Genomic DNA, 24437 nt, shown 5'->3' with positions numbered 1-24437 from the left:
CATCAAATCGTGTTCCTTCTGGTTCTCTATTTCACGATTGGGCGCAGCCCAGGACCACGGAACCATTATTTGCTGCACAGATTTTCAAAGCTGCTCTTCATCCTACTAGCCCAAACGCCAAAATCCCTGTAGACTCTCAAACAGATCCCGAAAACGGGACGTGAACGAGGCAGAGAGTGGCGGTATCTCATGACTGAGATGGTGTATGGCGCGGTCCAGGACCAGCGCGGAGAACCGATTCTACCGAAGTGGTGGCGTACAATTGATCGCTGGACGATGTCCTGCGTTCTGATCCTTTTTACCATTGGGTTGCTGCTGGGCTTGGCCTCATCGCCGCCGCTGGCCGGACGCAACGGGTTCGATCCTTTCCATTATGTCGAACGTCAGGCCATCTTCGGCGGATTGGCGCTGATTGCGATGCTGCTGACATCGATGATGTCACCGACCTTGGTGCGGCGTCTGGCCGTTCTTGGGTTTTTGGTGTCATTTGTGGCGCTGGTTTTTCTGCCGGTCTTCGGAACCGATTTTGGCAAAGGTGCTGTCCGCTGGTATTCGTTGGGCTTTGCCTCTCTGCAACCGTCCGAATTCTTGAAGCCCGGTTTCATTGTCGTGGCCGCATGGTTGCTGGCGGCCTCGCAAGAGATCAATGGCCCTCCGGGGCGTATCTGGTCCTTTGCGCTGTGCATGTCGATCGTAGGGATGTTGGTGATGCAGCCCGATTTCGGTCAGGCCTGCCTGATCCTGTTCGGCTGGGGCGTGATGTATTTCGTGGCCGGTGCCCCGATGCTTTTACTGGTCGGAATGGCTGGCGCGGTGGTGTTGGCAGGTATGTTTGCCTATTCAAATTCCGAACACTTTGCCCGCCGCATCGATGGCTTTCTGAACCAAGAGGTCGATCCGACCACCCAGCTGGGCTATGCCACCAACGCCATTCGCGAAGGCGGGTTGTTCGGCGTTGGTGTCGGGGAAGGGCAGGTGAAATGGTCGCTTCCCGATGCCCATACCGATTTCATCATTGCTGTCGCGGCTGAGGAATACGGCCTGATCCTGGTGCTGATCATCATCGCGCTCTATGCGTTGATTGTCGTGCGCTCGTTGCTGCGGCTGATGCGCGAGCGGGACATGTTCATACGTCTGGCAGGAACCGGATTGGCCTGCATGTTTGGCGTTCAGGCGATGATCAACATGGGCGTCGCCGTGCGCCTGTTGCCCGCCAAGGGCATGACGTTGCCTTTCGTCAGCTATGGCGGGTCGTCCCTTATCGCGGGCGGTATTGCCATCGGCATGTTGCTGGCCTTTACCCGAACCCGTCCACAGGGCGAGCTTGGCGATATTCTGCGCGGAAGAGGATAATGGGGAACCCTTACCTGTTGATTGCGGCTGGCGGAACCGGGGGCCACATGTTCCCCGCTCAGGCCCTGGCCGAGGCATTGCTGCACAAGGGCTGGCGCGTGCGCCTGTCCACCGATGCACGCGGTGCGCGCTATACCGGCGCCTTCCCGGATGCGACCGAGATTACCGAGGTGTCCTCGGCCACCTTTGCGCGCGGCGGTTTAGCAGCCAAGGCGCTGGTCGGCCCCAAGATCGTGGGCGGCGTGACCAGCATGGCGTTCCAGATGATGCGTGATAAGCCCGACGTGGTTGTCGGGTTTGGTGGCTATCCGTCGATCCCGGCGCTGGGCGCGGCAACGCTGCTGAAAATCCCGCGCATGATCCATGAACAGAACGGTGTGTTGGGCCGTGTGAACAAGCTGTTCGCCACTCGCGTTGCACAGGTTGCATGCGGTGTCTGGCCAACCGATCTTCCCCAGGGCGCACAGGGCGTCCACACCGGCAATCCGGTACGCGCCGCCGTTCTGGACCGCGCCGCCGCGGGATACATTCCACCCGGCGATTATCCTATGTCGATTTTGGTCATGGGCGGCTCACAAGGCGCGCGTATCCTGAGCGATGTGGTGCCCGAGGCCCTTGCCGCCTTGCCTGAAAACATCCGTAACCACATCCGCGTTTCACATCAGGCCCGGGATGAGGACAGCGCGCGTGTGACAGCGTTCTACAATGATTATGGCATCCGCGCCGAAGTTCAGACCTTTTTTGCAGACGTGCCCCGTCGCATGTCGGACGCCCAATTGGTCATTTCGCGTTCGGGTGCATCCAGCGTGGCCGATATCTCGGTTATTGGGCGACCCTCGATCCTGGTCCCGTTTGCCGCCGCTGCCGGAGACCACCAAACCGCCAATGCGCGTGGATTGGTGCAGGCGGGCGGTGCGATCATGATCCCCGAAAATGCGCTTGACGTTCGCGCCTTGACGCAGCAAATCACCACGGTTCTGACCAACCCCGAAGCCGCACAGAAAATGGCCCATGCCGCCCTTTCGACCGGTGCCCCCGACGCGACCGAGCGTCTGGTGCACCTTGTCGAACAACTGGCGCAGAAGGAGACCGCATGAATCCTGCAACCAAACTGCCGCAAGACGTAGGACCGATCCACTTTGTAGGGATCGGAGGGATCGGGATGTCCGGGATCGCCGAGGTGCTTTTAAATCTCGGGTATCGGGTGCAGGGCTCGGACCTGAAGGCATCGAAGATCACTGATCGGCTGGCGGGTTTGGGGGCTGAAATCTTCGTCGGGCAGCGGGCTGAAAACCTTGAAAACGCTGCGGTTGTGGTTGTTTCGACTGCAATTAAACCCGGCAATCCGGAATTGGATGAGGCACGCGCAAAAGGGCTGCCCGTTGTCCGACGTGCTGACATGCTGGCCGAGTTGATGCGCCTGCGCTCGAACATCGCGATTGCGGGCACACATGGCAAGACCACCACGACCACGATGATGGCTGAGCTAATGGTGGCGGGTGATTTCGACCCGACCGTGATCAATGGCGGCATCATCCACGCCTATGGTTCGAATGCGCGCATGGGGCAGGGCGAATGGATGGTGGTTGAGGCGGATGAATCCGATGGCTCGTTCAATCGTCTGCCCGCGACCATCGCCATCGTTACCAATATCGACCCCGAGCATATGGAGCATTGGGGGGATTTCGACAAATTGCGTGATGGCTTTCACGAATTCGTCTCGAACCTGCCTTTCTATGGTCTGGCCGTTTGCTGCACGGATCATGCCGAGGTGCAGGCTTTGGTCGGGCGCATCACGGATCGCCGTGTGCGCACCTATGGCTTCAATGCTCAGGCAGACGTGCGGGCCGAGAATCTGACCTACAAAAGCGGCGTTGCGCATTTCGACATTCACCTGCAATACGAAGACAAAGTGATCGAAGGTTGCACCCTGCCGATGCCTGGCGACCATAACGTCTCGAACGCATTGTCCGCTGTGGCTGTTGCCCGCCATCTGGGTATGAAAGCGACTGAGATTCGCGACGCGCTTGCCAATTTTGGCGGCGTCAACCGCCGCTTCACCAAGGTCGGAGAAGTCGACGGTGTCACCATAATCGACGATTACGGCCATCACCCGGTCGAAATCGCTGCTGTCCTCAAGGCTGCGCGCCAAGCGACTGAAGGCCGCGTCATCGCTGTACACCAACCTCACCGCTACTCACGTCTGTCCAACCTGTTCGACGACTTCTGCACCTGCTTCAACGATGCGGATGTCGTGGCCATCGCCGAGGTTTTTGCCGCCGGTGAAGATCCGATTGAAGGGGCCAGCCGCGATGATCTGGTGCAGGGGCTGATCCGCCACGGCCACCGCCATGCCCGCGCGCTTTTTGACGAAAACGATTTGGAACGTCTGGTGCGCGAGCAGGCCCGCCCCGGCGACATGGTCGTCTGCCTTGGGGCAGGGACAATCAGTGCCTGGGCTAACGGGCTTCCAGAGCGGTTGCAGAGGAAACAAGCTGTTTGACATCTCAGCGTGTTAATGCGCAACCATAAGGTGTGTTGACGTAGTTGTTTCTATCGCCTGCCCTCGGAGGGGGAAATGGATTATTCCGTGATCATGGCTGCCTTATGGGTGATCTGCGCCACCGTTGTGGCGATGCTGCCGATGCGCCTGCAATTTCCGCCGGGGATCCTTTTGCTGATCTGTGCGCCGGGTTTGATCATATGGTTGGGCTATGTTCATGGTTGGGTTTGGTCGGTTTTGGCGTTGGGTGGGTTCGCTTCAATGTTTCGTAATCCGATCCGGTATTACTGGCGCAAATGGGTGCGTGGTGAGGTGATGGAATGAGTCTTTCTCTTGCCCTCGCGGCCCTCTGGGGGCTTACCGCCAATATTCTGGCAATGCTGCCCAGCAAGGACAACCATTGGACCCGCGCCTATTATCTAATCGCAGTGGGCATCCCCATTTTGGGTTTTGTCACATATGAAAACGGCCCCTGGATCGGGTTGCTTGTTCTTGTTGCAGGCATGTCGATGCTGCGCTGGCCGGTGATTTACCTCACCCGTTGGACAAAGGCGAAAATGCAGGGCATGAAGGCGGCCAACAAGTAACGGCCATTTTCAGGAGGCCCCATGGTCGACATCGCCACTTTTGCCTACTTACCGCTTATCTCGCTGGTCCTGGGCGCGGTTGCCGGATTCGTTGCCGGGCTCTGGATTGGGATTAAAGGGTTGCTCTGGCTCATCGGTCTGACTTCAGCTGTTGCGTTGGTCCTGATCGTGATGTTGGCAGGCGTCGGAACAGGTGAAGAAGAACAGGCATTCGGCCCGTTCATCTGGCTGACCGGCTCGGTTCTGCCCTTCCTTCTTGCTGTTATCGTAGGGGGTGTCGGCGGGCGTGGGCTGGCGGCAAAGTCGAACGCATGAGTGGTCTGCCCGAAGTTCGGGGCCGTCTGACCCCGGCACGCCCGCTGAACGACCTGACCTGGCTGCGTGTCGGCGGTCCGGCGGACCACCTGTTTCAACCCGCCGACCTCGAAGACCTGCAAGCGTTTTTGCGCGATCTTCCGTCAGATGTGCCAGTCTTCCCAATGGGAGTCGGTTCGAACTTGATCGTGCGGGATGGTGGCTTGCGCGCGGTGGTGATCCGTTTGGGGCGGGGGTTCAACGGTATCGAAGTCGCCGGCACCACTGTGATCGCCGGGGCTGCAGCGCTGGATGCTCATGTAGCACGAAAGGCGGCGGATGCTGGGGTTGACCTGACGTTTTTGCGAACCATTCCTGGTTCAATCGGCGGGGCTGTGCGGATGAACGCAGGGTGCTATGGCAGTTATACGGCGGATGTTTTGCGCAAAGCCACAATCGTCACGCGGCAAGGCCAGGTGCAGCACCTGACACCCGAAGACTTGAACTTTCGCTATCGTCAGTCCGATTTGCCCGAAGGCGCAGTTCTGGTTTCGGCGACGTTCCAAGGGCCTTCTGGCGACCCCGCAGAGCTTCACGCCCGCATGGAAGCGCAGCTTAAGAAGCGCGATGAAACTCAGCCGACCAAAGATCGCAGCGCCGGGTCGACTTTCCGCAACCCGGCAGGGTTTTCTTCGACAGGGCAGGCGGATGATGTGCATGACCTCAAGGCGTGGAAAGTGATCGATGACGCCGGAATGCGTGGCGCGACGCTGGGGGGTGCACAGATGAGCCCCAAGCACTCGAATTTCCTGATCAATACCGGTGCGGCCACCGCTGCTGACCTTGAAGGGTTGGGCGAAGAGGTGCGAAAAAAGGTTTACGAAACAAGCGGCATCACGCTAGAGTGGGAAATCATGCGGGTCGGTGATCCGCTGAAAGAATAAAGCCCCAACCGTCAGACCAATAACAGGCTAATTCAGGCGACGGATCAAAGGCATAAACGCAGTACGGACCACCACATAAGGTCCGGGGACATTGAGGCGCACGTTGGGAATGTCGAGCAGGACAAACCCCAAAGTGGCGGTATTGATGGGTGGACCCTCGGCGGAACGCGAGGTGTCTCTCAGCTCTGGGCGCGAATGCGCAGCCGCCCTTGTGGGAGAAGGCTTTGAAGTGGTCGAACTGGACGCAGGTCCCGACCTTTATGCGCGCCTTTTGGATATTAAGCCGGATGTGGTTTTCAACGCCCTGCATGGCCGCTGGGGTGAAGATGGCTGTGTGCAGGGCCTGCTGGAATGGATGCGGATTCCGTACACGCATTCCGGCGTTCTGGCCTCGGCCCTTGCGATGGACAAACAACGCAGCAAAGAGATTTACCAGTCCGAAGGCCTGCCTGTTGTGCCCAGCGTGATCGCACCCAAGGTCGAGGTGATTGAGGTTCACGTGATGGAGCCGCCTTACGTTGCCAAGCCCAACAACGAAGGCTCCAGTGTTGGTATCTATATCGTCCATGAAGACGCAAATGGTCCGCCGCAGCTGGACGAGGCGATGCCCGACCATGTGATGATCGAGAAATATGTGCCAGGGCGCGAGTTGACGGTAACGGTGATGGGCGACCGCGCCCTGACTGTGACCGAGATCATGACCGACGATGGCTGGTACGACTATGACGCCAAGTACAAGCCGGGCGGATCGTGGCACGTGCTACCTGCTGACATCCCGCAGGACATCTTTGACCGCTGCATGGATCACGCTCTGCGCGCGCATGATGTTTTGGGTTGCAAGGGCGTCAGCCGTACGGATTTTCGCTGGGATGATAGCAAGGGACCGGACGGGCTGTTTCTGTTGGAAACCAACACCCAGCCTGGCATGACGCCAACCTCGCTGGCCCCCGAACAGGCCGCCCATCTAGGCATGACATTCGGCCAGCTTTGTGCCTGGATGGTGGAGGACGCCTCATGCGACCGTTGACCGCCAGCCGTTCGCTGGAAATCCATCGCAGTAAACCCCTTGCGGGGCCTGATGCTGATTTCGCATCGGCTGACACCGAAACACATGAAGCAGAGCCGCTTTTGCGGCTGCGTGGGGCGCGGGTGTTTTCCCGCACCGCGCGCCGCAGCGATCCTGCACCGTCGCGCCTGAGCTACCGACTTCAGCGCTGGATGCTTACGCCGGGCATTCGCATGGGCGTCAAGGTAGGTCTGCCAATCTGCGCCGCGGCAGCAGCTGTTGGGCTTTACTTCGCCTCGGAAGATCGGCGCGAGGCTGTCACTGCCTTTGTCGCTGACATTCGAACTTCTATTCAGGAACGCCCCGAGTTCATGGTCAACCTGATGGCCATTGATGGAGCGGGCACCAGTTTGTCCGAGGATATTCGCGAGGTCGCACCTTTGGATTTCCCGATCAGTTCCTGGGATCTGGATGTCGAACACATGCGCGACACGATTACCGGATTGGACCCGGTGAAATCCGCAACCGTGCGTATCCGACCGGGCGGCATTTTGCAGGTGGATGTGGTCGAACGACAACCCGTGATCGTTTGGCGCACCCGTGATGGGCTGGAGCTGCTTGATGAGACCGGCGCTCATGTCAAGGAAACGCCATCGCGCAAGGACCATATCGGTCTTCCGCTGATCGCGGGCAAGGGCGCTGATGTCCATGTGGCGGAAGCGCTTGAGCTTTTCCAAACCTCGCGCAGTCTGGGCAATCGCGTGCGCGGGCTTGTGCGCGTGGGCGAGCGGCGCTGGGATCTGGTTCTGGACCGCGGCCAGCGCATCATGCTGCCGACCGACCGGCCGGTGCGTGCGCTGGAACGCGTGCTGGCTGTCAACGAAGTGCAAGACCTTCTGGAGCGCGACGTGGCTGTGGTCGATATGCGCCTTGGCCAGCGTCCGACCATACGAATGAGCAAAGCCGCCAGTGAAGACTGGTGGAATACAAAAGTGAACGTGAGTAACGGGCAGTAACGACCATGATGACCGATCTTTATCAGTCCCAACGCGCCATGCGTCAGATGCGGCGGCAGGCATTGCAACGCGGTGTCATCGCAATTCTGGATGTAGGCAGCTCCAAGATTGCTTGCCTTGTTTTGCGTTTTGATGGCACGGGTCGGCTGAGTGAAGACAACACTATCGGCTCGATGGCCGGTCAAACCGGGTTCCGCGTCATTGGCGCGGCGACCACGCGCTCTCGCGGTGTGCAATTCGGTGAAGTCACCGCCATGCAGGAAACTGAACGCGCCATCCGTACCGCACTGCAGGCAGCGCAGAAGATGGCGGATATTCGTGTCGATCACGTCATTGCGTGTTTCTCGGGGGCCAACCCACGGTCTTACGGGTTGGACGCGCAGGTAGACCTTGACGGTCAGCTTGTGACCGAAGCCGAGGTCGGCCGCGTTTTGAATGCCTGTGACGTGCCCGATTACGGCGAAGGGCGCGAGGTGCTGCACGCGCAACCGGTGAACTTTGCGCTGGACAACCGTTCGGGCCTGATTGATCCGCGTGGGCAACTGGGCCAGAGCCTTGCGGTCGATATGCATATGCTGACCGTCGACGCGATGGCGATCCAGAACATTGTGCGTTGTATCAAGCGCTGTGATTTGGAGCTGGCGGGTATTGCCAACTCAGCCTATGTCTCGGGCATCTCGGCATTGGTTGAGGATGAGCAGGAACTGGGCGCGGCTTGTATCGACATGGGCGGTGGTACAACCAGCGTGTCGATCTTCATGAAGAAGCACATGATCTACGCGGATTGCGTCCGTATGGGTGGAGATCATGTAACCAGCGATATCTCGATGGGTCTGGGCGTTCCAGCAGCCGTGGCTGAACGGATCAAGACCTTTAATGGGGGCGTGCATGCAACCGGGGCCGATGACCGTGATATGATTGATATCGGTGGCGATACGGGCGACTGGGAACATGACCGTCGCACTGTCAGCCGGGCCGAACTGATCGGTATCATGCGCCCGCGCGTCGAAGAGATTCTGGAAGAGGTCCGCGTTCGTCTAGACGCCGCCGGGTTCGATCATATGCCAAGCCAACAGATTGTTCTGACCGGGGGCGGTAGCCAGATCATGGGGCTGGACGGGCTTGCCACCCGCATTCTTGGGCAGCGCGTGCGCCTGGGACGGCCTTTGCGTGTGCATGGCTTGCCGCAATCAGCGACAGGCCCTGCTTTCTCTTCTGCTGTGGGTCTCAGCCTGTTTGCGGCCCATCCTCAGGATGAGTGGTGGGATTTCGAGATCCCTGTCGACACCTATGCCGCGCGCCCGTTCAAACGCGCAGTGCGGTGGTTCCGTGACAACTGGTAAGCACTTGCGAAGGGCCGCGCTGTGCGCTGCCCTGCTGCCCGGTGGGGTCATGGCCCAAAACATCATCACACCGGACGCGTTTCTGGACGCTGCAGTCGGCAAAACGCTTACATTCTACGAGATTCGCAGCGGTGATCTTGTCGGGACCGAGCAATTTCTGAACCGCCGCGTCTCGGTCTGGCGTGAAGAAGGGCAGGGCTGTGTCTATGGACAGATTACAACGCCACACGGTCAAATCTGTTTTCTCTATGACAACGACCCGGATGGGATTCCTGTGTGTTGGTGGCCCTTTTTGCACGAAGGTCGCCTGATGGTCAGGCTCGCCTCGTTCGCTGACGGAGAAATCCAAGAGGTGGGCAGCATCACGGAAAGCAGCCTGAACTGTCCAAATGCCCCGACCAGTTGAAAAATCCGGTTGCGGTGCGCTGATTTATCCCTCAAGATATCCACAGGGCCCGTCAGAGGTCTCGCGGCAGGACCTGAGCAGTTTTCCGCAGTGTAATTGACGGCTAGTCAGAGCGTGAAGGGGGAATAAACCTTCGCGGCCTGCTGGGTGTCTTGTGATGGTCGCCAACGTTTTCGCTATATCTGGCACAGCCTGCGAAATGCCGCCGGTTGATGCCTTATTTCCTCCATATTTTGTGGCAAAACGCGATTTTTGACGTGACCTTTTCGCATCATCCGGCTAGAATCGACAAAGGATAGGTAAGAAAAACACCGCTTTGGCGGGACATAAATACAGGCGGACAGAGCATGACATTGAATCTTTCGATGCCCGGGCACGACGAACTGAAGCCTCGGATTACAGTATTTGGCGTTGGCGGCGCAGGCGGGAACGCCGTAAATAACATGATTGAGAAACAGCTGGACGGTGTCGACTTTGTGGTAGCCAACACCGACGCGCAAGCGCTGCAGCAAAGCCAATCGTCGGCACGCGTACAATTGGGCGTAAAGGTCACCGAAGGTCTGGGGGCAGGGGCTCGACCGACTGTAGGGGCCGCAGCCGCCGAAGAAAGCATCGAACAAATCGTCGATCATCTGGCGGGCGCGCATATGTGCTTTATCACCGCCGGCATGGGCGGGGGCACTGGCACCGGCGCCGCACCGATCATCGCACAAGCCGCCCGAGAGCTGGGCGTGCTGACGGTGGGTGTTGTCACCAAACCCTTCCAGTTCGAAGGGGCGAAGCGGATGCGTCAGGCCGAAGACGGTGTTGAAGCGCTGCAGCAGGTTGTCGACACGCTGATCATTATCCCCAACCAGAACCTGTTTCGCCTGGCCAATGAGAAAACCACCTTTACCGAGGCTTTCTCGATGGCAGACGACGTACTGTATCAAGGTGTTAAGGGCGTGACGGACCTGATGGTTCGTCCCGGCCTAATCAACCTCGATTTTGCCGACGTTCGCGCCGTGATGGACGAAATGGGCAAGGCGATGATGGGAACCGGCGAGGCAACCGGCGAAGATCGTGCGGTTCAAGCGGCAGAAAAAGCCATTGCAAACCCGCTGCTGGACGAAATCAGCCTCAAAGGTGCAAAGGGCGTGCTGATCAACATTACCGGCAGCCACGACCTGACCCTCTTCGAACTGGACGAAGCGGCCAACCGCATTCGCGAAGAGGTGGACCCCGAAGCGAACATCATCGTCGGGTCGACTTTGGACACTGCGATGGAAGGTGGAATGCGCGTATCGGTTGTTGCCACCGGCATCGACGCCAGCGAAAAGTCCGCAGATGTCCCGGTTGCGCGCCGCTCTATGTCCGAGCCGCTGACCCGCACCGTTTCGGCGGAAGAGCACGTTCAGGAAGAAGCGCCTGTTGCAGCCGAAGTAGCGGACGCCGCACCTCAGATGGAAGAAACCCGCGAACCTTCGCTGTTCGAGGCCGCAGAAGAGCCTGCGCAACCTCAGTTCCAACCGCGTGACGAACGCGAGGAGGACGACTTGCCGCCGCCAGCCTACCAGCCGCGCGTCGCTGAGTTCGAGCCGCAGCCCGAACATGTCGAACCCGCACCCGAAAGCTTTGTCGCCCCGCGTGGCCATGCCGCTGGTACTCCGTCGCCCGAGGCGCTGCAGCGTCTACAGGCGGCTGTACAAAAGGTTCCATCCGCACCGCAGCGTCCGGCTGCACCGCGTCAGCCCGAGGCTGTTTCGCAGCCTGAAACTGAAGAACGCTCGCGTTTTGGCTTCAATCGCCTGATCGACCGAATGACTGGCCATGCCTCGGATACACCGGCGCAAGCAGCGCGTCAGCAGCCCGTTATGCGTCAGTCCGAAGCCACCGCACCGGCCCAGGATGAGGCCGACCCGGAACAGGATCGCATTGAAATTCCTGCCTTCCTGCGCCGTCAAGCCAACTGATCGCGGTAACAAAATCCACTCACAGGGCCGCTTCTTAGCGGCCCTTTATCGTTTAAAAATAGTGGTTTACGAATATGTAAGCAGGGTTTTGCCGATCTGTTACATACATGTTTCATTCGGTTGCAAAGAGTGAGTTGAGCCTTGACGCAGGCTTCCTTAACTGAGTGTCCAACACAGCCCTCGCAGGCTGGACACTGCTCACTGAGGCCCATTTTGCAACATACGCTCAAATCTCCGGTCACGTTCAAAGGCGTTGGACTGCATGGCGGCCAACCTGCAACCATGGTTCTCAAACCTGCTGCGGCGGGGCATGGAATTTGGTTCAAGCGGACGGATATTCATCTGGGCGATGCAATGATCCCTGCAATCTACCATGCAGTCGAGCGTTCCCCGCTTTGCACTCGCCTTGTGAATGACTCAGGCGTATCAGTCTCGACTATCGAACATATCATGGCCGCATTGGCCGGATGTGGTGTTCATAACGCGTTGATCGAGATTGACGGTCCCGAAGTGCCGATCATGGACGGGTCTTCGATCGACTTCGTGCGCGGCATAATGGCAAAAGGCGTGCGCCGTCAGGCCAGCCCGGTTCTGGCCTATGAGGTTCTAAAGCCCGTGACCGCGTCGCGCGAAGGCGCGGATGCCAGCATCGTGCCTGCGGACGGCCTGATCATCGACTTCCATATCGATTTTGAAGACACCGCTATCGGAAGCCAGACAAAAACGCTGGATATGCGCAACGGTTCTTTTGCACGCGAGCTCAGCGATTGCCGTACATTCTGCCGCCGCACGGATGTCGAAGCCATGCGTGCCAACGGGCTGGCCTTGGGCGGTACGCTGGACAATGCCGTTGTAGTTCAGGGCGACGAAGTTCTGACCCCGGGTGGTTTCCGCCGCGCCGACGAAGCTGTGCGTCACAAGATGCTGGATGCTCTGGGCGATCTCTATCTGGCAGGTGGTCCGATTCTGGGCCACTTCACTGGTAACAAGTCAGGCCATTCTTTGACCAACACCTTGCTGCGCAACCTGTTCGAAACGCCGGGTGCGGTGCGTCCGGTGCTGTGTACACCGCAACAAGCCGCGCGTTTGCCAGGGCAGGGGTTGATCGTAAACGAAATTCCCGAAGTCGCCTAGGCTGATCAACTCTGACGACATTTGCGCCAGATGTTGCATAAGGCGTTTTGCACCGGAATTTTCTGTGCTAGACCATGGCTCAATTCGGGGCGATCCCCATTAAGTAAGACGACAAGGATGGGCGGTATGGTTGGCAGCAAAGCGGCAGTCAGATTCGCAGGCGCGATTCTTCTGACAGCAGTTTTGGCGGCGTGTGGTAACGGGGGCGGCCTTTTCGGCAACAGGGGCGCTGACCGGAGCCAGAACCTTGAAGGGTTCACGCCGGAACAGATCTACACCCGTGGTGAATATGAACTGTCGCAGAATCGCTCGGACGATGCCGCGTGGTATTTCTCGGAAGTCGAACGCCTGTATCCTTATTCCGATTGGGCCAAACGCGCGCTGATCATGCAGGCGTTTTCCTTCCATACGGATAAGAACTATGAAGAAAGCCGGGCCGCTGCGCAGCGATATATCGACTTCTACCCCACGGATGAAGATGCAGCCTACGCGCAATACCTGCTGGCGCTCAGCTATTATGACCAAATCGATGAGGTTGGCCGCGATCAGGGTTTGACGTTCCAGGCGCTGCAATCCTTGCGCACTGTGATCGAGGTTTATCCTGACAGCGAATACGCCACATCGGCCGTTCTGAAGTTTGACCTTGCCTTCGACCATCTGGCAGGCAAAGAAATGGAGATCGGACGCTATTACCTGCGTCAGGATCATTACATCGCGGCAATCAACCGATTCCGTGTGGTCGTTGAAGACTTCCAGACCACCTCTCACACTGCCGAAGCACTCTATCGTCTAGTCGAAGCCTACCTGTCCCTTGGTCTGTTGGACGAAGCTCAGACGGCTGGTGCCATTCTTGGATACAACTACCAGTCTTCGGAATGGTATGACGACGCATATAAGCTGCTGACGTCTCGCGGTCTCGATCTCAAGAGCCGTGGTAACAACTGGCTCAGCACGATCTATCGTCAAACCATCAAGGGTGAGTGGTTGTAATCGCCATGGCTTCTGGCGTGGGATGTTAAAGACCCGATGCTGCGCGCCCTAGATATCCGCGACATGCTGATCATTGAACGGTTGGAACTGACATTCCAGCCGGGCCTGAATGCATTGACGGGGGAAACCGGGGCGGGCAAGTCGATCCTTCTGGACTCGTTGGGTTTCGTGTTGGGCTGGCGCGGACGGGCCGAATTGGTGCGGCAGGGTGCGGCACAGGGCGAGGTCGTCGCCGAGTTTGAACTATCCGCCGACCATCCCGCTCATGCGATTCTGGCCGAAGCTGGTTTGCCGGGCGGCGAAGACCTGATCTTGCGCCGGGTAAACACTGCTGAAGGGCGCAAGACAGCTTGGGTCAATGATCGGCGATGTTCAGGCGAAGTACTGCGCGCATTGTCCGAAACCCTGATCGAATTGCACGGCCAGCATGACGATCGTGGGTTGCTGAATCCGCGCGGCCATCGGGCGATGCTGGACGACTTCGCAGGGGTTTCGGTTCAACTGGCCAAAGTGCGTGCGGCCTGGACCGAGATGTCACGCACACGCAAGGCACTAGCCGAAACCGAGGCCGCACTGGCCGCTGTCCGCAGCGAAGAAGAATTCCTCCGCCATGCCGTGGCCGAATTGGACCAGCTTGATCCGCAACCGGGCGAGGACGCCGAACTGGATGCCCGTCGACGGATGATGCAAGGGGCCGAGCGTATCCGTGATGATGTCGCCCGCGCCTTTGAATTGCTGTCCAGCGATGGGGCCGAAGGGGCGATGTCCGACGCTATCCGCTGGCTGGAGGGCGTTTCCGACAACGCGGGTGGTCAATTGGAGAATCCGATTGCGGCACTGGGGCGGGCAATGATCGAACTGGGCGAGGCTCAGGATGGTGTGAATGCCTGCCTTCAGGCGCTGGATTTCAACCCGGCGGAACTGGAGCGGGCTGAAGAACGCCTGTTCGCCATCCGCGCACAGGCGCGAAAGCATGATGTATCGCCGGATGATCTTGGAACATTTGCCGACACTTTGCGCGACCGGTTGAATCGGCTGGAGGCGGGTGACGCCGATCTGGCGGACAAACGTGTAGCCGTGAACGCGGCGCAGGACGCTTATGACACCGCCGCTGCCGAGCTGAGCGCAGCCCGCAAGGCGGCTGCCGGGCGGCTTGATGCTGCCGTCATGACTGAGCTGGCCCCGCTCAAGATGGAACGCGCCGTGTTCCAAACCGAGCTCACTTTGGCAGAGCCGGGCCCCGAAGGAACTGACGCAGTGGCGTTCACTGTGGCCACCAATCCCGGCGCTCCGGCCGGTCCTTTGAACAAGATTGCATCGGGCGGTGAACTCAGCCGCTTTTTGCTGGCGCTCAAGGTTTGTCTAACTGGCGATGACAGCGCGCGCACGATGATCTTTGACGAGATTGACAGGGGTGTTGGCGGCGCCACAGCCGATGCGGTCGGGCGCAGGCTGGCGTCCTTGGCGCAGGGCGGGCAGGTGCTGGTTGTCACCCATTCCCCCCAGGTCGCCGCCCGTGCCGCGCATCATTGGCGCGTGCAGAAACAGGTGACAGAGGGACAAACACTATCCACTGTTATTCCCTTGGCCGAACCGGACCGAGTGGATGAGATCGCGCGCATGGTGGCAGGCGATACAATCACCGAGGAAGCCCGCGCCGCTGCCCGGGCTTTGCTGCAGGCTTAACACGCCTATGGCGCGAAACGGTGCTCACACTGTCGCTATCTCACTTTTATATGGACGCTCCGTGGCTTACTAAGGGTTAAGAGATGATCCCCGAGGGCCAATGACCCAATCGACCCGCACCGTTCTGCGCAACCAGTTCAATCAGGCTCTGGCCGCGATCAAGGATGCGTGGCGGGTGATGCTGCGCCGGGGGCCAAGCCAGATCCAGTTTTGGTTCATCGCACTGGCCATCGGTATCGCGGCAGGGTTCATGGCGCTTGGCTTCCGTAAAGCCATCCGGGCTTTGCAGGCTTACCTCTATGACACCGATGACATTCTGCTGCTGCACAGTCATGCCGAGAAACTTCCGTGGTTCATGGTTCTGATTATTCCCATCATCGGTGGTCTGGTTGTGGGTGTCATCCTGAACCGGTTCACCAATGACGGGCGTGTAAGGTCGGTGGCCGATGTGATCGAAGGCTCTGCGGTCACCGACGGACGGGTCGAGGTCAAGGCGGGCATCGCCTCGTTCTTCGCGTCGCTGATCACGCTCAGCTCGGGCGGATCAACGGGTCGCGAAGGTCCGGTGGTGCATATGGCCGGGGTGATTTCCACGTGGGTCAGCAATCGCATCCACGCCGATGGGATCACGGGTCGCGACCTGTTGGGCTGTGCCGTTGCCGCCGCTGTTTCAGCCAGCTTTAACGCCCCCATCGCCGGTGCTTTGTTCGCGCTTGAGGTTGTGTTGCGCCATTTCGCCGTGCACGCGTTTGCTCCGATCGTCATCGCCTCGGTCGCGGGGACTGTGATCAACCGGTTGGAATATGGCGATGTTACAGAGTTCACTCTGGATACGCCGGGGTCGCTGCAATTTTATGTCGAGCTTCCGGCTTTCCTGATCCTGGGCCTTATCTGCGGCTTTGTCGCATTGTTGCTGATGCGGTCGATCTTTTTTGCCGAGGATATCGGCAGCCATATTCAGAACCGTCTTTCCATTCCCGGTTGGCTGCGCCCAGCAGTATCTGGTGCGATGCTGGGTCTTTTGGCGATTTGGTTTCCGCACATCATCGGCGTGGGGTACGAAACCACGATCCGCGCGCTGACTGGTGATTTGGTTCTGACCACCGCGATACTGTTCGCCGTCCTGAAAACGGTGGCCGTCGCGATCACGATGGGTGGTCGTATGGGTGGGGGCGTGTTCTCACCTTCGTTGATGATTGGGGCGCTGACCGGGCTGGCTTTTGGTCTGATTGCCACCGGGTTGCTGCCGGATGTGTCTGGTACACACACGCTTTATGCCTTTGCGGGAATGGGGGCCGTGGCCGCGGCGGTATTGGGCGCGCCGATCTCGACCACCTTGATCGTCTTTGAACTGACCGGGGACTGGCAGATTGGTCTTGCAGTTATGGTAACTGTGTCCATGTCCACGGCATTGGCCTCGCGTCTGGTGGACCGGTCTTTCTTCCTTACACAGTTAGAGCGCCGTGATGTCCACCTTGCCGCCGGACCGCAGGCGTATCTTTTGGCAATGTTACGCGCCGGGGTCGTGATGCGCCCCATAGGCGACCCGCGCTCGATCACCAAGGAAGAGGCCCAAGGGCTGATTGAACAAGGCTTGTGCGTTCAGGCAAGCGCAACGCTGGAAGCTGCAATGCCTTATTTCGACCGCGACGACATCCCCTGCATTCCAGTCATTGTTCTGGAAGACGATGGCACTGAAACACCCGTCGGGGCGCTGTATCACGTTGACGCGCTCAAGGCTTACAACAGAGCGCTTGCCGCCACGGCCGCCGAGGAGCACTCCTAGGCGTTACCCGCCATAAATACTGGCAGCATCGCCCAGGTAGTTGTCCCATGCAAACCAGTACGAGATATGGCCTGCAACACGAGACAGGCGCTTGCCATCTGGTCCGATCAACGCGTATTCAGTCACGGTCCAGCTTTGTCCTGCGCTATCCTGCAAACCGCTTTGTGTAGCTTTGAATGAATGGCTTTTTCGCTCATAGGCGCGCACGCTGCGTTCCTTTGGATCTCCGATCAGAACCAGCGGCGTTTGGGCGATGGCGTCGTTGATCACCGGTTTGCTCTTGAACGCACTCAGCGGCCAGGCCCGCGCTGCCCCGAACTGACGGACGGCAAAAATGTAGTCCTTTTGCCGATGTCTGGACTGGTCCACCACAGCCGGGAACATCAACTCGCTTGAGGCGAAGTAGTCTCGATAGACAACGCCCGACCCATAGTTGCGCCGATGCCCGGTGTTCAGCGAAAGGACGCGCGTTTTAGGGTGCGAGGTCTTCCAGCTGTCCCACGTAGTGATCACAACCGGGCGCTGTTTCAATGTGATCCCGCTATTTACCAAGGAACCCACAACAGGTTTGCCGGTATATTGGTTCCACAGCGAATGTGTCTCGCGGTCAAACATCAGCTTGTTCGACCGATAGAGGAACCCTGACGAACCGAAAATGAACGGCTTTCGCCGTCCCGCCACTTGCGTTTCAAAAAGAATGCCGGACCCGCAGAGCGTGCAATATGCCAGCGCTACGGGTACGCCACCGATCACTTCGTTAAACATCTCGTGCCAGCCCATGATCCGCAACGGATATGCGCGTTCATCCCCGTTGATGGCCACGCCAAACACAAGATCGTCGCCTTTCAGATACCCGGCATTCGATGCCGAGATCAGGGTAGGGTTGTCCAAAGATGGTATGCCATCCTTATGCACCCCGCCCCATGCGATTTCTTCCAACCGGATCTTCATCCGGTCGCGTTGCAGGTATTCTGGCTGTAGGAACACATCGAAATTCGGATCGATCCGCAGCAGCACCTCGCGTTTGAATGGGATCAGCGAAGGGTGGGGGACAATCTGCGGGTTCCGTTCTTGCCACAGCATCCACTCGAACCAGTCATTCCCAAATCTCTGCCCGGTCAGGGCCTCCATCACCTCGATAATCTCGTCCCGTCGGCGATCTGCATAGCGCATCGCGGTCAACAACCCAGGAACAACGTCCAGTTGGCCGCGATCCCTGAGGTAAGCCATCTGCGCCTCAAACGCGGTGCGGCGCCCATCTAGCGTGCTGCGCAATGCCTCAAGCACAGGATCCTCTTGCGCCCACACTGCAATGGGGGCGAACGCACCAGCCCCGATCATCCCTGCAAAACTGCGACGTGAAATCGACATGAAAGCCTCCGGCGATATCCGGTGGCCAGTGTGCCCGTTCTGCAGCTCACATGCATTCCACAGATGTGTGAGGTGGATCCAGTTGCAAGCCTCCTGGCTAAGTTCAAGCTGGTACCATCTTCTTTGATTGATGAGTTTTTTCATATTAAGCCACCGGGCAAATTGGCTTTAGTGCAACAACAGGTGCTGTTTTGTATTTAGGCAAATAGCCGTCAGGCTTTGGGGCCAACGTGTCATTCGCTGCTCAGTTAGATTGATTTTCGTTGACGCGGAGAATGCGGACAAGCGAGGTTTAAGGAGCAGTTCGGATCATCTGAGTGTGAGAATTCATGCGCGTACTCATCTTTGTTCTTCTTCCCATTCTGTTTGTTGGGTTGATTGCGTTTTTGATTCTTGGATTGAAACCACCCAGTAGCATTAGGCTTGCGGCCGGAGTTAACGGAGGGGGCTATTGGCAGATTGGGCAACTATATAAAGCAGAACTTGCACGCGACGACATTCAAATCGATTTGGTTGAGACCGCAGGTTCTGTAGAAAACATCGAAAAACTTGTTTCCGGTGAAGTCGACGTCGCGTTTGTTCAAGGTGGTCTGGATCTTCCTCAGGAAAGCGGCTTGCAATCATTGGGTGCCATTTTTCTTGAACCAATGGTGGTGTTTCAAGGAAAACCCGGCCCAATTGGCGGCAATGCAGGGGAATGGGACGGCATCCGACTTGCAGCAGGAACAGAGGGGTCCGGAACCCGTGCGGCTGCGATCGCCCTGATAGAAGCGGCGGGGCATAAAGATACCGGCATCACGCTAGTGGATGCAGGTGGCTTGGATGCCATCGATGCGCTCTACACCGGCAAAGCCGATGCCGCATTGTTTGTCGCGCCTCTTGATGCGCCTTATCTCATGGACGCGATTTTTGACCCCAATATAGAATTCGTCCCTATGACTTTAGTCGATGCGCTTGCACTGAAGCTAGAAGGGGCAAGTTCGGTGACCGTGCCTGCCGGGTCGATCACTCTTGACCCGCCAAGACCCCCAGAAGACGTAAAGATTTTGGCATTGAGAGCGTCAATGATTGGCGGCCCTGATCTGCATCCGGCAGTTGCAGATCGTTTGGTTGCTGCTGCAAAGATCATCCATGGTCAGCCCGGCATTCTGCAAGGTGCAAGCGAATACCCAAAAACCGAGTCTCCGCCCGCTCCGTTAAACAAAGTTGCTGAAGAATTGATAAATACCGGCCCAAATTTTTTGCATGCCGTTTTACCTTATTGGATTGCTGCTCAGTTTGGCCGTGTTCTTCTATTACTATTGCCCTTGCTTTTCCTTGCACCGCTTTTGCGGATCGTTCCATCTGGATATGTGTGGTTTCAGAAACGTCGTGTCTGGCGGTTTTATCAGCGGATTGCAGCGCTGGAAGAAGAATTGGCACAAGCCCGGACGCAAAGCGATTTAGACGCGGTGGCGAAAAGTATCGAGGAACTGGATGCAAACATTGCCAATCTCAACTTGCCGCTTGCTTACCGTCAAGGTGCGTATGACGCGCGACTGCATATAGGCTTAATTCGACAAGAGATCACGCGCCGCAGCGCTGCTGAACAAGAATCCGATCCGGTCGCGCGAAGCGAAAGCCCTTGATCGTTTGATTTGTCGCACAGGTTCAGATTTCTCGGCGTTAACAAAGGATTCTGAAAGTATCGTCGGTTGATTTTGCGTGATATAGTCTGCTTTCCGGATGCCAGAATCTGTTCAAAGTCAGCTAGTCTCCCGCCGAAGTCATCCCTAAAGCCAGCATTCGACCGCTGGCACCTCGCAACGCTCAGCGGGCTCTTCTAAATCTGTTCAACCTTCACGGAATCGACCGGATAAAACGCCAAATGGCCCTTGATTTCGGCCACGTCCGGGATCGGGTCCTCATAGCTCCAGACCGCGTTTTCAGTCACAGATGACTTGTTGACGATTGAGAAATGCGTCGCGTCGCCCTTGAGGGGGCAATGGGTCACCTTGTCGGTCTTATCCAAGAACGCCATCGCGATATCGCCACGCGGGAAGTAAATCACCGGATCCTTGTCGCCTTCGTGCAGTTCCAGAGCGTTATTCGTCTCGCCCAGAATCGCACCGCCCGAACGGACGCTCCATTTGCCCGGCGCTTTTTGGATCGTGATCTTAGTCATTCCTATTCCTTCCCTCGTCGTATTTGGGCCTCTCCTCTGCCCGTTCTATGTAACAGTCCTGTGTCAGACCGGTGCTGTTGCGGCATCCAACCACAGTTGCGCGTCATGTCCCAGCCTTGGGCGGATCTTTTCCGCCACGTCGCGGTGATAGGCATTCAGCCAGTCGCGTTCATCAGGCGTCAACATATCCACCAGGATCAACCTGCGGTCAATCGGCACAAAGGTCAGGGTGCGCCAGTTCAGCATTGCGCGCTCTGCGTCGCTGCCGGGCAGGGCTGGTGCCTCTTCTACCACGACAAGGTTTTCAATGCGGATGCCAAAGGCACCTTCGCGATAATATCCGGGCTCGTTCGATAGGATCATACCGGGCTTGAGCGGTACATGGCTTACTTTTGAAAGGCGTTGGGGTCCCTCGTGCACACTCAGATACGCACCGACCCCATGGCCGACCCCATGATTGAAGTCTTGACCCGCAGCCCATAGCGGTGTGCGGGCCACGCATTCTATGTCCCGGCCCGCAAGCCCAGCGGGCCAGCGCAGCATCGACATGGCGATCATGCCTTTCAGCACACGTGTGAAACAGATTTTCTCGTCTGCGCCGACGTTACCGATGGCAATGGTTCGCGTGATATCGGTGGTGCCGTCAAGATATTGTCCGCCGCTGTCCAACACCAGAATATGACCGTTTTCCAAACGGCTATCAGTTTCTTCGGTCACACGGTAATGCATGATCGCACCGTTCGGCCCGGTCCCTGCGATGGTGTCGAACGAGATATCCTGAAGCGCATTGTCCTTACGCCGGTTCTCTTCCAGACGCGTGACCACTTGCGCTTCGGTCACGCTGCCAGGGGACTGTCCGTCCAACCAGCACAAGGTCTCAATCACAGCCACCGCATCGCGCAAATGCGCCTCGGCGCTGCCAGCGATTTCGGCAGGGTTTTTGCAAGCCTTGGGCAGGGCGCAAGGATCGCCACCCTCTGTCATCGCGTCGCCCAACGTATCCGCCACGATCTGAGGCAGCGTGGCGTCATCCACCTGCACCGGTCCTTTCAATGCCGCTACAGCATCCAGGAAGGTGCGCGGGTCATGGATAGCGACGTTTGATCCCAGGTGATCGCGAACCTCCGCCAGCTTTTCCTCTGCCATGAACAGATCAACCCTGCCAACTGCGTGCAGCACAGCAAACCCATGGGCCACGGGGTTATAGGCAATGTCCGACCCGCGAATGTTCAGCAGCCACATGATCGAGTCTGGCAGAGTGGTCACTGACGCTAGGCTCCCGTCCCGATGCAACCCCGCGGCCAGACGAGAAATCTTGCTGTCGGCCGATTCCCCGGCGAACTCAATCGGATGCAACTTGACAGGGTTCATCGGCGGGGTGGGCTGATCTGCCCAGATCCGGTCCACAAGGTTGTCACACCGTACCAGTTCGATACCTGTGCCGTCTAATTCGCGCATCGTGCTAGAAATCTGCCCTACCGCGTGCAGCCAGGGGTCAAACCCAACTTTGCCGCCATCTGGCAGTTGCTCTTTCAACCAAGTGCTCAGACTGATCTCGGGCCAGGGCACCGGCGTGAAATCCTCGGCCACTTGCGCCTTGACCTGTGTACGATACCGACCGTCAATAAACACTCCCGCGACATCGCGCAGGGCGACGCAAAAACCGGCCGAGCCCGTAAAGCCTGTCAACCAAGCCAAACGTTCATCATGTGGCGCTACGTACTCCCCCTGATGTGCGTCCGCGCGCGGGATAAGAAACCCGTCCAAACCTGTCTGTGCGATCTCATCCCGCAGAGCTGCAAGTCGCGGAGGGCCCTGTTCCGGGCGAGCAGTCACTTGAAAGGATTGGAACATGAAGGGCCTCATTCGCTGCGTTTCCGGCAGACCCTGAGGGGCAATTGGAAAAATGTCCAGATCAGCGTCCCGGTACCTGATGGCCCATTGGCGCTTCATCTTTTGGAAAAACACGCCCGCCGGAGGCAAAGCCAGCCTCAGCTGGCCTTTCGCATCCCCATCACACGCGCCCGTGCACGCGGATCAATGTCGAACAGGGCCGCCAGTTGTTCGGTCATCGCACCTGCCAACTGCTCCACATCGGTGATTGTCACGGCGCGGTCATAATAGCGGGTCACGTCATGACCGATCCCGATTGCCAACAGCTCGACCATCTTGCGCTTTTCGACCATGGCGATCACGTCGCGCAGATGCTTTTCAAGATAGTTGGCCGGATTCACGCTCAGCGTGGAATCATCGACCGGAGCACCATCCGAAATGACCATAAGGATCTTGCGCGCCTCGCGCCGCGCCAGCATCCTACGATGCGCCCATTCCAAGGCCTCACCATCGATGTTTTCCTTCAGAAGCCCCTCTTTCATCATCAGGCCCAGATTTGGTCGTGCGCGCCGCCAGGGCGCATCCGCGCCCTTGTAGATGATGTGTCGAAGGTCATTCAGGCGTCCGGGTTGCTGCGGTCGACCATCGTTCAACCACGCTTCACGCGCCTGACCACCTTTCCACGCCCGCGTGGTAAAGCCCAGAATCTCGACTTTTACGTTGCAGCGCTCCAGCGTCCGCGCCAGTACATCCGCGCAGATTGCCGCTATGGAAATAGGACGCCCGCGCATTGATCCCGAGTTGTCCAACAGCAGCGTCACCACGGTGTCACGGAATTCGGTATCTTTCTCGACCTTGAAACTCAGCGGCGTGGTCGGGTTCGCCACAACACGCGCCAGGCGACCGGCATCCAGAATGCCTTCTTCGCGGTCGAACTCCCAAGATCGGTTCTGTTGTGCCTGAAGGCGGCGCTGCAGTTTGTTAGCCAGACGTGAAACCGCCCCTTTCAAAGGTTCGAGCTGCTGATCCAGATAGGCCCGCAACCGTTCCAATTCCGCTGGTTCTGCCAGATCCTCGGCTGCGATCTCTTCATCATGAGTGTCCAGATATACGCGGTAATCCGGGTCAGCTTCAGATGCAGGAGGCGGTGCAGGCGGCTCCAGCGGCGCTTCCCCTTCAGGCATCTCCGCCTCATCGCCCAACTCATCCTCGGCCATCTCGTCCATCGAGACCTGAGCCTGAGATTGATCCTGCTGCTCTTCCTGGCTTTGCTCAGGGGTCGCATCGGCGTCCTGCTCGTCCTGGTCATCCTGACCGGTACTGTCGGGATCGGGCTGTTCCTCGGCGTCTTCCTCGGCCTGATCTTCCTGTTCTTCATCCAGCTCATCGGGGTCATCCCCAAGCTGATCGCCATAGCCCAGATCCTTGATCACCTGACGGGCAAATTTGGCAAACTCGGCTTGGTCCGAAAGAATCTCGTCCAGATTCTCCAACGTGCCTCCGGCCTGTTCCTCGATGAAACCGCGCCAAAGGTTCATGATGTTCTCGGCCGCAGGCGGCAGATCGCGCCCGGTGGCCAAGTGCCGGATCAGATAGCCTGCTGCCACAGCCAGAGGTGCATCGGCAGGCTGCTTGCATTGGTCATAGCCGCGCCGGATCGCCTCATGTCCGATCTTGACGTCAATATTGCTGGCGGTGCCGGGCATATCCCGTGCGCCCATCGCTTCGCAGCGGGCGGTCTCCATCGCCTCATAGAGGTCACGCGCCATATCCCCCGGAGGCGCATAGCGCGCATGAGTGGCATCGTCGTGATATTTGCGCTGCAAGGCCAGAGCGTCGGCTGTGCCGCGTGCCAGAAGCACCTCTTCGCGCGTCATCCGGCGCGAAACCTGAGGCAAACGCATCGCCTCGCCGGACATGCCCGAAGGATCAACCGTATAGGTTACGGACAGCTCGGGGTCATCGGCCATGACCTTGGTTGCCTCGGCCAAAGCCTTCTTGAACGGATCAGCAGGGTTGTCGTTCTTCTGTGCCATGTCCCCAAGCCTTTCACATTGCAGATCCGATTT

21 protein-coding genes are annotated in these 24437 nt (G+C 58.2%); 17 read left to right on the top strand and 4 right to left on the bottom strand.

The genetic code is table 11. The annotated features are described in order from the left end of the window. Positions 1–189: 189 nt before the first annotated feature. The 16 genes from ftsW to GOV85_RS04200 all read left to right on the top strand — a co-directional run bounded on the left by ftsW (position 190) and on the right by GOV85_RS04200 (position 17000). The gene (gene ftsW / locus GOV85_RS04275) at positions 190–1353 is read left to right on the top strand and encodes a putative lipid II flippase FtsW (protein ID WP_171175320.1); all 1164 of its coding nucleotides are present in this window, start codon (positions 190–192) and stop codon (positions 1351–1353) included. Continuing rightward, positions 1353–2450, top strand: a complete 1098-nt coding sequence (locus tag GOV85_RS04270; RefSeq protein WP_171175318.1) for a UDP-N-acetylglucosamine--N-acetylmuramyl-(pentapeptide) pyrophosphoryl-undecaprenol N-acetylglucosamine transferase — start codon at positions 1353–1355, stop codon at positions 2448–2450. The genes ftsW and GOV85_RS04270 overlap by 1 nt, the downstream gene beginning before the upstream one ends. Next, positions 2447–3856, top strand: coding sequence for a UDP-N-acetylmuramate--L-alanine ligase (gene murC, locus GOV85_RS04265; protein ID WP_171175316.1), 1410 nt, complete (start codon positions 2447–2449; stop codon positions 3854–3856). Before GOV85_RS04270 ends, murC begins: the two co-directional genes overlap by 4 nt. Positions 3857–3931: 75 nt before the next feature. After that, entirely contained in the window at positions 3932–4180 is a 249-nt protein-coding gene (locus tag GOV85_RS04260) for a DUF2484 family protein (protein WP_171175314.1), read from the top strand. Next, the gene (locus GOV85_RS04255) at positions 4177–4443 is read left to right on the top strand and encodes a DUF2484 family protein (RefSeq protein ID WP_171175312.1); all 267 of its coding nucleotides are present in this window, start codon (positions 4177–4179) and stop codon (positions 4441–4443) included. Before GOV85_RS04260 ends, GOV85_RS04255 begins: the two co-directional genes overlap by 4 nt. A 21-nt stretch (positions 4444–4464) precedes the next feature. Next, positions 4465–4758 (top strand): hypothetical protein, encoded by a 294-nt coding sequence (locus tag GOV85_RS04250; protein ID WP_171175310.1) that lies wholly within the window; start codon positions 4465–4467, stop codon positions 4756–4758. Continuing rightward, positions 4755–5681: a UDP-N-acetylmuramate dehydrogenase gene (gene murB, locus GOV85_RS04245; RefSeq protein ID WP_171175303.1), complete on the top strand. Its 927-nt coding sequence runs from the start codon at positions 4755–4757 to the stop codon at positions 5679–5681. Before GOV85_RS04250 ends, murB begins: the two co-directional genes overlap by 4 nt. Positions 5682–5790: 109 nt before the next feature. Then, a complete protein-coding gene (locus GOV85_RS04240; RefSeq protein WP_171175301.1) occupies positions 5791–6708 on the top strand; it encodes a D-alanine--D-alanine ligase in 918 nt (305 codons plus the stop codon). Then, complete coding sequence (locus GOV85_RS04235; RefSeq protein ID WP_171175299.1) at positions 6696–7703, top strand: cell division protein FtsQ/DivIB; 1008 nt, start codon at positions 6696–6698, stop codon at positions 7701–7703. Before GOV85_RS04240 ends, GOV85_RS04235 begins: the two co-directional genes overlap by 13 nt. Positions 7704–7711: 8 nt before the next feature. Continuing rightward, positions 7712–9046 (top strand): cell division protein FtsA, encoded by a 1335-nt coding sequence (gene ftsA, locus GOV85_RS04230; RefSeq protein ID WP_171176226.1) that lies wholly within the window; start codon positions 7712–7714, stop codon positions 9044–9046. Then, a complete protein-coding gene (locus GOV85_RS04225) occupies positions 9033–9452 on the top strand; it encodes a hypothetical protein (protein WP_171175298.1) in 420 nt (139 codons plus the stop codon). The genes ftsA and GOV85_RS04225 overlap by 14 nt, the downstream gene beginning before the upstream one ends. 347 nt (positions 9453–9799) lie before the next feature. Beyond that, complete coding sequence (gene ftsZ / locus GOV85_RS04220) at positions 9800–11404, top strand: cell division protein FtsZ (protein ID WP_171175296.1); 1605 nt, start codon at positions 9800–9802, stop codon at positions 11402–11404. A 213-nt stretch (positions 11405–11617) separates the two neighbouring features. Then, positions 11618–12538 (top strand): UDP-3-O-acyl-N-acetylglucosamine deacetylase, encoded by a 921-nt coding sequence (gene lpxC, locus GOV85_RS04215; protein ID WP_171175294.1) that lies wholly within the window; start codon positions 11618–11620, stop codon positions 12536–12538. A 126-nt stretch (positions 12539–12664) separates the two neighbouring features. Next, a complete protein-coding gene (locus GOV85_RS04210; protein WP_171175292.1) occupies positions 12665–13528 on the top strand; it encodes an outer membrane protein assembly factor BamD in 864 nt (287 codons plus the stop codon). Between the two features lie 36 nt (positions 13529–13564). Beyond that, the gene (gene recN / locus GOV85_RS04205; RefSeq protein WP_171175290.1) at positions 13565–15214 is read left to right on the top strand and encodes a DNA repair protein RecN; all 1650 of its coding nucleotides are present in this window, start codon (positions 13565–13567) and stop codon (positions 15212–15214) included. A gap of 100 nt (positions 15215–15314) precedes the next feature. After that, positions 15315–17000, top strand: a complete 1686-nt coding sequence (locus tag GOV85_RS04200; protein ID WP_171175288.1) for a chloride channel protein — start codon at positions 15315–15317, stop codon at positions 16998–17000. 3 nt (positions 17001–17003) lie between these two features. Here GOV85_RS04200 and GOV85_RS04195 read toward each other — a convergent pair whose 3' ends face one another. Continuing rightward, positions 17004–18371, bottom strand: a complete 1368-nt coding sequence (locus GOV85_RS04195; protein WP_171175286.1) for a DUF3179 domain-containing protein — start codon at positions 18369–18371, stop codon at positions 17004–17006. Between the two features lie 386 nt (positions 18372–18757). On the opposite strand from GOV85_RS04195, the gene GOV85_RS04190 reads away from it, so the two are divergent. Next, complete coding sequence (locus GOV85_RS04190; RefSeq protein WP_171175284.1) at positions 18758–19999, top strand: TAXI family TRAP transporter solute-binding subunit; 1242 nt, start codon at positions 18758–18760, stop codon at positions 19997–19999. 194 nt (positions 20000–20193) lie between these two features. Here GOV85_RS04190 and GOV85_RS04185 read toward each other — a convergent pair whose 3' ends face one another. The 3 genes from GOV85_RS04185 to cobT all read right to left on the bottom strand — a co-directional run bounded on the left by GOV85_RS04185 (position 20194) and on the right by cobT (position 24404). Further along, positions 20194–20535, bottom strand: a complete 342-nt coding sequence (locus tag GOV85_RS04185) for a DUF427 domain-containing protein (RefSeq protein WP_171175282.1) — start codon at positions 20533–20535, stop codon at positions 20194–20196. A gap of 63 nt (positions 20536–20598) precedes the next feature. After that, positions 20599–22389 (bottom strand): aminopeptidase P family protein, encoded by a 1791-nt coding sequence (locus tag GOV85_RS04180; protein ID WP_171175280.1) that lies wholly within the window; start codon positions 22387–22389, stop codon positions 20599–20601. 137 nt (positions 22390–22526) lie between these two features. Beyond that, complete coding sequence (cobT, locus tag GOV85_RS04175; protein WP_171175279.1) at positions 22527–24404, bottom strand: cobaltochelatase subunit CobT; 1878 nt, start codon at positions 24402–24404, stop codon at positions 22527–22529. Positions 24405–24437: the final 33 nt, after the last annotated feature.

This window comes from Ruegeria sp. HKCCA4633 (assembly GCF_013034605.1).
Classification (GTDB): Bacteria; Pseudomonadota; Alphaproteobacteria; order Rhodobacterales; family Rhodobacteraceae; genus Ruegeria.
Note: the sequence above shows the minus strand (reverse complement) of the source record. Positions and strands in the feature narration are given on the sequence as shown.